Raw genomic sequence first — 1,501 nt, 5'->3', positions numbered from 1 at the left:
TGTTTCAATCAGTTTGTGTTAGTAAACGCCCATTATTCGAACGTTATGCATAAACACAGAAGGGAGATAGTATGGCAAAATTTCTAAGAGATGAGTTCATCTACGATGTGTCCTTAACCGAGGATACATTGATTCAGATATCCGAATCTTTTGCTGCACGTGGGGCTCCTCTTCTGGAAATAGCGAATAATTCAGGTGAAGACAAGAAACAGCCATTTATCACCTTTATATTGAGGTTTGACAATAAAGGCTACAAGCTATTTTCGATTGATGATCTCTTACATCATTTCAGAAGAGCTGAAAAAATCGAAAGGTTGATAATCACCCTTGAAACTGCTGAAAGCATTTCAAGTAACCGTATGCTCGGCGATTATCTAGAGCTTAGATTAGATAGAAACAATAATGACAACAGCTTTGTTCAAGTATCCTCAGATCGGCAAGACTGGGTCGATGCATCATTTTCAAGTGTCAGTGAGGTGCTAGGCCGCTGCTCAAACAAGCACGGCTGGGCTCGTTCGACTTGGTCCACCTTGATTATTCAATTGCTAGGGGTGGTTGGCGGGTTTAGCGTTAGCCTTTGGGCTGCATCAAAACTATCTGAGAGCTTGGATATAGATAATGCATTTGTAATTACGTTCCTTTTCGTATTACTACTGTTTTCAAATGCATGGGGGTATGCGAACCAAGCACTACTAAGGTTTGTGCATTCTGTTTACCCTAGTATTCACTTTTATCGTCCAGACAAAGATAGAAAGAATTGGCTGCTCCAAGGGGTAATTGCTGGCGTTGCCGCAACATGCACTGCATATTTTTTGGGCGGGCTTTTAAGTTACGTCGGCGACTTCATCAACGAGCTGGTAAAGTAATGCATAACAAAGCCAGCCAGAGGGACCAAAAAACCGCCGCTTCGCTCTGGTTTTTCGGCCCCTGCTGGCGGCGTTATGCGTAAATGGAGGAAACATGGAAAATCAGGGAAAGCTGTACTTCTTCTGTGGCAAGATGGGAGCAGGAAAATCGACCAAATCTAAGGTTGTAGCTGCTGAAAACAATGCAGTCTTAATTTCAGAAGACGATTGGTTGTCAGCTCATTATCCTTCCCAAATTCAAACATTTGACGACTACATCAAGTACTCAAACTTAATTAAGCCTTTCGTTAAAAGCCATGTTCAAAACTTGCTGAATGTTGGGGTTAACGTTGTCATGGATTTTCCAGCTAATACTGTAAGGCAAAGAATTTGGTTTGTATCACTGTGCGTCGAAGTAGATAGTGAGCATGAGCTGTTGTATTTAGACTTAACAGATGAGCAATGTTTATCCCAAATTGCTAAACGCCGAGTTGAACAACCAGAAAGAGCTATGTTTGACACAGAGGCTGTATTTCATCATGTGACCCAGTATTTTGAAGCTCCAGCCGCGAGTGAAAATCTCAGTCTGGTACGTGTGGGAGAATACGCATAACAAATAAGAATAAGTGTCGCGCAGCCGACACTTTATTCGGGTG

Annotated in this window: 2 protein-coding genes; both read left to right on the top strand. The window is 42.2% G+C overall.

From position 1 onward, the window contains the following. The first annotated feature begins 71 nt into the window (after window positions 1-71). Window positions 72-866, top strand: coding sequence for a hypothetical protein (locus A1OO_RS08455; protein WP_017004974.1), 795 nt, complete (start codon window positions 72-74; stop codon window positions 864-866). 94 nt (window positions 867-960) lie between these two features. Next, a complete protein-coding gene (locus A1OO_RS08450; RefSeq protein WP_017004973.1) occupies window positions 961-1,458 on the top strand; it encodes an AAA family ATPase in 498 nt (165 codons plus the stop codon). Window positions 1,459-1,501: the final 43 nt, after the last annotated feature.

Source organism: Enterovibrio norvegicus FF-33, from assembly GCF_000286835.2.
Classification (GTDB): Bacteria; Pseudomonadota; Gammaproteobacteria; order Enterobacterales; family Vibrionaceae; genus Enterovibrio; species Enterovibrio norvegicus_A.
Note: the sequence above shows the minus strand (reverse complement) of the source record. Positions and strands in the feature narration are given on the sequence as shown.